General features: G+C 64.8%; 7 protein-coding genes. 2 read left to right on the forward strand and 5 right to left on the reverse strand.

All coding sequences use genetic code 11. The annotated features are described in order from the left end of the window. Positions 1 to 31 precede the first annotated feature (31 nt). The 3 genes from ABZV40_RS19010 to ABZV40_RS19020 form a co-directional block, all read right to left on the reverse strand. Positions 32 to 292, reverse strand: coding sequence for a hypothetical protein (locus ABZV40_RS19010; RefSeq protein WP_355442688.1), 261 nt, complete (start codon positions 290 to 292; stop codon positions 32 to 34). 267 nt (positions 293 to 559) lie between these two features. Continuing rightward, the gene (locus tag ABZV40_RS19015; RefSeq protein WP_355442691.1) at positions 560 to 1021 is read right to left on the reverse strand and encodes a transposase; all 462 of its coding nucleotides are present in this window, start codon (positions 1019 to 1021) and stop codon (positions 560 to 562) included. After that, positions 1018 to 1353: a hypothetical protein gene (locus tag ABZV40_RS19020; protein ID WP_355442720.1), complete on the reverse strand. Its 336-nt coding sequence runs from the start codon at positions 1351 to 1353 to the stop codon at positions 1018 to 1020. Before ABZV40_RS19020 ends, ABZV40_RS19015 begins: the two co-directional genes overlap by 4 nt. Between ABZV40_RS19020 and ABZV40_RS19025 the strand changes: the two genes are divergently transcribed. After that, a complete protein-coding gene (locus ABZV40_RS19025; RefSeq protein WP_355442694.1) occupies positions 1267 to 1455 on the forward strand; it encodes a hypothetical protein in 189 nt (62 codons plus the stop codon). The genes ABZV40_RS19020 and ABZV40_RS19025 overlap by 87 nt on opposite strands. A gap of 21 nt (positions 1456 to 1476) precedes the next feature. Here ABZV40_RS19025 and ABZV40_RS19030 read toward each other — a convergent pair whose 3' ends face one another. After that, positions 1477 to 3855: a LuxR C-terminal-related transcriptional regulator gene (locus tag ABZV40_RS19030; RefSeq protein WP_355442697.1), complete on the reverse strand. Its 2379-nt coding sequence runs from the start codon at positions 3853 to 3855 to the stop codon at positions 1477 to 1479. A gap of 1653 nt (positions 3856 to 5508) precedes the next feature. Here ABZV40_RS19030 and ABZV40_RS19035 point away from each other — a divergent pair. Continuing rightward, positions 5509 to 5844, forward strand: a complete 336-nt coding sequence (locus tag ABZV40_RS19035) for a hypothetical protein (RefSeq protein ID WP_355442700.1) — start codon at positions 5509 to 5511, stop codon at positions 5842 to 5844. Positions 5845 to 5898: 54 nt separating this feature from the next. Here ABZV40_RS19035 and ABZV40_RS19040 read toward each other — a convergent pair whose 3' ends face one another. Next, positions 5899 to 7158, reverse strand: a complete 1260-nt coding sequence (locus ABZV40_RS19040) for an extracellular solute-binding protein (RefSeq protein ID WP_355442703.1) — start codon at positions 7156 to 7158, stop codon at positions 5899 to 5901. Positions 7159 to 7557: the final 399 nt, after the last annotated feature.

Here is a 7557-nt window from a genome sequence, read left to right on the forward strand (position 1 = left end):
CCTGGCCCACCATTTCAGTCCAGACTTGGCCTCATGCGGTCTGCCGGAGTGCCTCTGCGGAAGAGCGCCGCTCCAGGCGGATGGCGTGCTCGTAGCTCGCGGTCGCATACGCGAGTTCCTGCACTGCGTCGTCGTCGCCCTCAGCAGCGATCCGCTCGTGCAGCCTGCCCTTGGCCCGGTACCACGCGGCGACGGTGTCGTCGGAGGCGTTCGCGCTGGGGCGAGCCAGGTACAGGGAGTTCATCTCGATCACGACGTTGAACGGGGCGCTGCCCATCAGTCTCGCCTCCAACCCTGGAAAGTTCGTCAACACCGAGGTTGGAACGAGTCTTCCGTCGACGACGTATTCCGCGTCACCGTGGAGGTACCTGGGTCAGTACTTGGGTACCTGTCTTCGGTCCTAGCGGAGTTCGGGCCGTGACGGCCGGATGGGCTATTGTGCGGTACCAAACGCCCGTCGCTGTGCAGTTCGGGCGGCTGCTGGCCTTCGACAGGTGAGCAGACCTCAGGGTCTGTTCCCTAAGCCGCCCCAGCGCGGCATCTGGTGTTCGGCGGGTGGTCAGGTGGTGTGGTCGGGGATCAACTGGAGACGTCGTAACCCTGCTCGATCAGTATGGCGATGAGTCGGCGGGCACGGCGTTTGCGCAGCCGGTGGTAGTAGCTCTTCAAGTAGTTGGGACGGCTGCGGGTCTGGGCGATGATGCTCGCGCGGCGATCCAGAGCCGGCCCCGCAGGTAGGGATCTCCGTGGGTGGTGGCCGAGGACAGCTCGTGGTCGGCGGAGCGGTTGTTGCCGGGCAGACCCCGGCCCAGGAGGCGAGATGGCAAGGAGTGGGGAAGATGGTCATGTCGGTGCCGATGGAACCGATGACGTCACAGTCGGTCCGATCAGAGATCCCGGGGATGGTCATCAGCAGTTCCTCGGCCCGCGCGAAAGGGCGCATCGCCTGCTCGATCTTGACGACGTAGGCGGCCAGTCGCGCGTCGAGCATGTCGATCTGGGCCGGCACTTGGTCGATCACGAACGCCGACGTGTCGCTGAACCGGGCGATCTGCCACGCCTCCCACAGCTGCGGGATCTTTGCCCGTAGCCGGCCTTGGTCATCTCGGCCAGGATGATCGGGTCCCGTTCAGCGGCCACGATCGCCTCCAGCATCGCTCTGGTGGAGGTGCCCAGCGTGCCCGAGGTGATCGAGATGATCTTCGGTTCAGTCTTCTCGATCAGCTTCTCCAGCCTGTTGATCACGCGTGCTCGATCACGGGCCAGGTGCGTGTGCTGACGCGTCAGCTCCCGCAGATCCCGGATCTGTGGTGGCGGGACGACACAAGAACGGACCAGATCGTGCTGGGCCAGCTGGGCCAGCCACTGGACGTACTTGATGACGAAGAGCCGCAGTGCTCTCGCATCCGGCTGCCCGGCTACGCTCCGCTACCGACGATCGCGCTGTACGGTTGAGTTCTGAAGACACGGAGTCGGTCAGCGACTCATGTGACCCGGTGCATCGTCCTCACCGGTCACCTCCGGTCCATGCTCGCTGAACCACGTGGCAAGCTGGACTCGGTTCGTGAAGCCCAACTTGACAAGGGCATTTTGCACATGTCCCTCCACTGTGCGCTCGGTGACCACCAGCCGTGCGGCTATCTGCTTGTTGGACATCCCGATGGCGACCAACTCGGCAACTTGCCGCTCTCGCTGTGTCAGTGCGGCGAGGGCGTCGTCAGCGGCGGCTCGAGGCCGGGGTTCGGAAGCCGCGCCCGTGGTTTTGTCACCTAACGCATATGCCAAGACCTCGTCGCGATCAAGAGCGGCTCCCCGGTCGAACGCAGCCTTGAACCTCGGATCGCCGAGGGCCGCGCGTGCCTTTTGAACGCACTCCTCGTGAGCGCTCAGGTAGTGCCGGAAGTTGATCAAAGTTTGGCCGCCCAGCAGTGGCCAGATGCGTTGGGCTGCCCCCAGCAGCACTGCGGCTCGCTCACTCTCACCGCTCATTCCCGCGATCCAGGCCATTCGCTCGATGCTGAACACGATGCCCACGAGATCGTTGAATTCGTGCATGTCCGGCAGTGCCTGCCGGAGAAGTGTCTGCGCCCGTTCCGTCTCGCCCCGCATCAATTCCGGAAGCGCTCGGGCGTAAAACGAGTAAGCTCTGAACCATCTCTCTCCGTGCTGTTCGCACAGTGCGGTCGCCTTTTTGGCCAGTTCAATTGCTTCCTCAACGTTTCCGAGGTAAGCGGTTGTGGGAATGAATGAAATGTAGATGCTGATGACGCTGATGTTCAGCTCGCCCAGCGCCTCAAACGTCGCCAGGGCTTCCCTCAGTAACGTCTGAGCGTTCTGCAAATCACCACTGAAGAACTTCGCCGTCCCCAGGGCGAACTTCGCGTAGGCGAGCGTGCTCTGGTCGTCGTGAGATTGGGCCCATTGTTGACACTGCGTGGCCATGTCCATGGCGAGGCAGTGATCGCCCTGCATCGCAGCCACGTGGGCGTTGTTCCACAGCGCGGTGGCCCGAATGCGGCTCGGCTCGGTCTCCACCGCCAGCATCCGGTCCAGCCAGCGTCGTCCTTCGGCCAGGTAGCCGCATCCCTTCCAGTAGAAGGACAGTACGGTGGCCATCCGCAACCCCGCCTGGGATTCACCGGGGGTGTTCAGGCAGTATTCCAGAGCGAGTCGCAGGTTGGCGTGATCACATCGAGTCCGGGCGGCTATCTCGATCTGGTTGGGGCCGAACCACCGGGCGGCGTACCGCTCGGCCAATCGCAGGAAGTACTGCTGATGACGCTTCTGCAGCGTGTCACGTTCGGTCGGACGAAGCTTGTCCCTGCCGTAGTGGCGGACGGTGTCGAGCATGCGGTACCTGACCTCGGCGCCGTGCTCGACCTCATCTCTGACCAGGATCGACTTGTTGATCAGTTCGGCCACGATGTCGATCACCTGAGTGGGTTCGATCCCGTCACCCGCGCACACGGCCTCGGCGGCGTCGAGGTCGCATCCGTTGGCGAACACCGACATCCGCGCCCACAGCCGCTGCTCTTCAGGGGAGCACAGGTCGAAACTCCAGTCCAGCACCGCGGCCAGCGTCTGTTGCCGCGGCAGCGTTGCGGGGCTGGACGCGGTGAGCAGCCGGAACCGGTCGTCGAGCCGGTGAAGGATCTGTTCCGGTGACAGAATCCGCACCCGTGCGGCGGCGAGCTCGATGGCGAGTGGGAGCCCGTCGAGCTGCTGGCAGATCTGTCCGATGATCGGACGGTTGGCCTGCGTAACTGCGAAGTCGGGAACCACTGCGGCGGCCCGTTCCGCAAACAGCCGAATCGCGTCGTTGCCGTCGGTGCAGTTGCTCGGCATCAGGTCGTCCATCGCGGGCACCGGCAGCGGTGGGACTTGCAGGACCTGTTCTCCCGGGATGCGGAGTGCTCGCCTGCTGGTGGCGAGGATGTGCAGCCCAGGGGCTGTCGCGAGCAGCTCGTGGGCGAGTATCCCGCAGGTATCGCTCAAGTGCTCGCAATTGTCCAGGACCAGCAGGATCTCCTTGTCGCGCAGGTGCCCCACCAGAGCTTCTCTGGCGGACCGCGAGGATTGATCGCGCAATCCCACCGCGTCGGCCACGACCTGCTCCAGCAGTCCACGATCCTGCAGGGCGGCCAGTTCGACCAGCCACACCCCGTCCTGAAACGCTCTGCGCTCGCGGGCGGCCACCCGCAAGGCCAGCCGGGTCTTGCCCACGCCGCCTGCTCCGGACAAGGTGAGCATCCGAACGGTCGGCAATGCTTTCTTCACCTCGGCCACCTCCCGGTGGCGATCGACGAAGCTCGTCACCTCGGCCGGAAGGTTGCTTCTTCTGTCACGCACGGTCACCCCCTGCACACTAGTCTCATTCGGGGTGACTGGTACTCGAACTTTCCGGCTTCCTCGGGGAGTTTTTGGAAACAGGTACGAAGGTTGACAATATTGTGACCATCGGCGGCCGACCGGAAGATTTCCGCGTTTGGCTCGAAATCAGTGGAGAGTATCTACGTCGCATCGGTGGCGATGAGATTCCGGTAGTTCGAAGACTTTCAAATTTGGTCCACAAAGCCCAGGGAGTCGTCCGTGGTGGTGCCGTAGAAGTGTCCCCCGCCACCTCAGGCAGCACCCGCGGCAAAGTTCACCCAGTCCGCCCGATATGCCCGGTGAGAGCGTGTCCACGCTGCGAGCCAGGTCGATGAAGGTTCCCTTCATCCACCACGACAAGGGCCCGGGGTCCGGCACCTGATCGAATCGCCAACCCCGCAACCTGGCTGACGGCCGAGCGACTTTGCCGGGGCCCTGCCCCGCCACCTCAGGCAGCACCCGCGGCGGCCGGGGCACGTGCCCTGTGCCCCGCCGCTCGCGGATCCGGGTGAAGGCCGGCGATCTCCTGGGCGCCTGCTTCGCACCTTGGCCACCGGCTATGTCACCCGGTCCCATGACATCCGCAGCCATGAGTTGACCAACCACAGCGAACCCGGCTGCGCCTGGGATGAGACGAGGCCCTTGACCCACGTAGTCGGTCAGGTATCTCCACGCTTGGCGGATGCTCGTCCAGAAGAGACTCTGAGGGTGTTCATCGAGGTTCGATGGTCACCCGGCGTCGAAGCCGGATGCGAGTGAGGTGAGCCCAGGTGCTCTTCAGCGCAGTGATCGAGATGGTTGTTCCGCGCCCAGGACGACCGGATGCGGACCCCCCGGACGTCGCCGCCGCCTGGTACCGGGCGAAGGGCAGGGTGCACGAGCTGGCCGCCGCTGGGGGCGGGGTGGACTCGGCTCGAGAACTCGCCCGCGCCGTCGCCAGCTACGAGCGCGCACACCGCCTCGAATGGCGGTCCGCGACGCGGCAGAACGGAGTGGGCGCAGAGAATCCACTGCATGCCCGCCTGGTCCAGGAGGACGAAGCGGAAGACCACGGCCTCCTCGTGGCTGAGGACCGGCTTACGTGTCATGTGCACAACAAATGGCTCCATCAATGTGTTTCCTCGTCTGTCCACGCCAACCCGGTCACGCGGCACAGGTGGTGCCGTACCTGTGAAATAGCGCTGATTGTCACCGTGGACGAGGTCGACGGTTTCGTGACGATGCGTTGCTCACGTTGCGGCGGAGGACCGAGCGGGCCCACAATCCGGCTTCTGGCAGCGTGCCGCGTCAGCCTTCGCGTGTGTCGGGGGAACGTTCAGTGGCAGGCGGTGGCAGTTTAGTGGCTCTTCCGGGGGAGACCCGGTGGTCGATCTACGGCCTGGGTAGGCCGGGGGAGGTCACGTCGTGCATCGTCTCGTCCAGGTGGCCGCGGACCCAGATGCGGGCATCCCACTGCGGCGACGCGCGGCCCGCAGGTAATACCCAGTGCGCACAAGTGCAATGTGTTGCCGGCTCGGCTTGGCTCTGACGCTGCACGGTGGTGTTCTCGACACATGAGGTGGTCTACGAGGCAGCTGAACGTGCGTGGGCAGTGGCCGCAGCGCTTCTCAGGCTGTACGGCAGGTGTGGAGGGTTTCAGTGACTGAGTACGACGTGACGTACCGAGGTGACCTGATGCTCTCGCTCGCCGAGGACGGCAAACTGACGATCGAGGTTGCCGAGGCCGACGAGCTGATCGCCGGAATCGAACGCACTCTGTCCTTGTTGCGCCTGCGTGAATGGGGCCTGCAGGCGTGGCGGCACCCGTCGTGGCGGGAGTGCGGCGGACATGACCCGTCCATCGAGCAGTTCGTCGTCGACGCCGCGTTCTTCGAGCAGGTCACGCCAGGTGGGCTCGAAGCGGCGTTGCGCGAGTTGCCGAAGTACCTGAACGCCTTCCGGATTGCCCGGCAGCAGGCGTTGACCGCCCGGTGAGAGAGTCCGGGTCCGCCTCTGTCCTACGACGAGGAGAGGCCGGATCACGCCATGTCACTTGAGGTCCCCGCGCGTCTCGGACATGGCTTGCTGCCACGCGTCGGCGATCGACTGCCGGCCGGTTTCGACGCGGTTGAGCGCGGCGGTGAACTTCGGCCGCACCAGGAAGTCCCGCACGCCCCGGTAGGCCGGACGCAACGCGTCGGCTGTTTTCGCGTAGATCGAGCCGATCGGTGCGTCGCTGAAGTAGTGGTCGGTCTTGGAGAGCACCTCGGGTGAGCGGTACACCTGCGGTTCGCTCGGCAGGTTGCCGGTTTCCAGGAAGATTCGCTTCTGCTGCTCGGGCGCGGTGAGGAACTTGGCGACGTCGTAGGCCTGCGCGGTGTGCTTTCCCTGCGCCGGCACGGCCAGGAACGAGCCTCCCTGGTTGCCGCCACCACCGGGTACGGAGGTGACGTCCCACCGGCCCTTGTTCTCGTCACCACCCGCGTTGCGCAGCAGCGCGAGCATCCACGCCGGGCACGGTACCGTCGCGAACGAGCCCTGCCTGATCGCCACGGTCCACTCCTGGGAGTACGGCGTGAGCCTGGCCGTTCGTCCTTCCTCCGCGAGCTTTCCCGCGAGGTCGAACGCGGCGCGTACCCGAGGATTGCGGTCTCCGATGAAGGAGTCGTCAGCGCGTGAGAAGTAGCCTTCCTCCGCCTGGTTGAGCATCGACGTGTAAATGCTGGCCGCTGTGTCGACGAACCCGACATCGGGTTTGGTCGTGCTGAACCGCTTCGCGACTTCCGCGTAGGCCTCCCACGTCGGCCACAGTGCGCCGACCTCTGTCCGGTCCGTCGGCAGCCCGGCCGCCGCGAAGTAGTCCTTGCGGTAGCACAGTGCCAAACTGCCCATGTCCGTGCCCAGCCCGAGCACCGTTCGGCCGGAGTCGGCGAGTCCCTGCTCCCACTTCCACGGCGTGTACTGCTCGCGCAGACTCAGGGCGCCGAGGTCGGCCAGATCGACGAACTTGCTGGAGGACTGCCGCAGCTGCGGCAGGTAGCCTTCCTCGATCGCGACAACGTCAGCCGCGCCACGACCGGTCGCGAGCTGCGTCGCCAGTTTGGTGTGGTGCTCCTCGAACTCGGTGATCCGGGAGACGAGTTTGATCTCAGGATGGAGGGACTCGTACTCGCGGAACAACGACTCGTAACCGAAATCCCCGAATGTGGCGACCGAGATGGTGAGCCGGTGGTCGTCACCGGTCGAGCCACAGCCTGTCAGCAGTGCCGCGGTGGCGAGGAGCACGAGAGCGCTGAGGTGGTGTCGCATCGGGTCCCTCCGTGGACGCTGATCCGCGATCACCGCATTCTCCTCCGGTGCGACGTCGTACGTCGCTGCCTGGAGGGTCACGAGGAAATCTCGTTCAGGACTGCTGGACGGTCACAGGGCACACCAGACTGGATGTGGTCGAGCGGCAGAACCGGCCCCTCGACGCGGCGTACCCGGTGATCTTCATCGACGCGATCGGACGTCAAGATCCGCGACGGGCAGGTGGGTCAACCGGCCGAACACGCTGGACCATGCGCGATTTGGGGGAACAGACCTGAGGTAGGCGCTGATGGCGGTGGTTACGGAACCTTTTTCATCCTGGTCTGGATGCCTTGGCGGACAAGGGTTTTCTGTTGTGACTGGTTGACGCGGTCGCGGCGTGTCGGACCCTGGACATGG

The sequence above is a fragment of the Lentzea sp. NPDC004782 genome, from assembly GCF_040609115.1.
Taxonomy (GTDB): Bacteria; Actinomycetota; Actinomycetes; order Mycobacteriales; family Pseudonocardiaceae; genus Lentzea.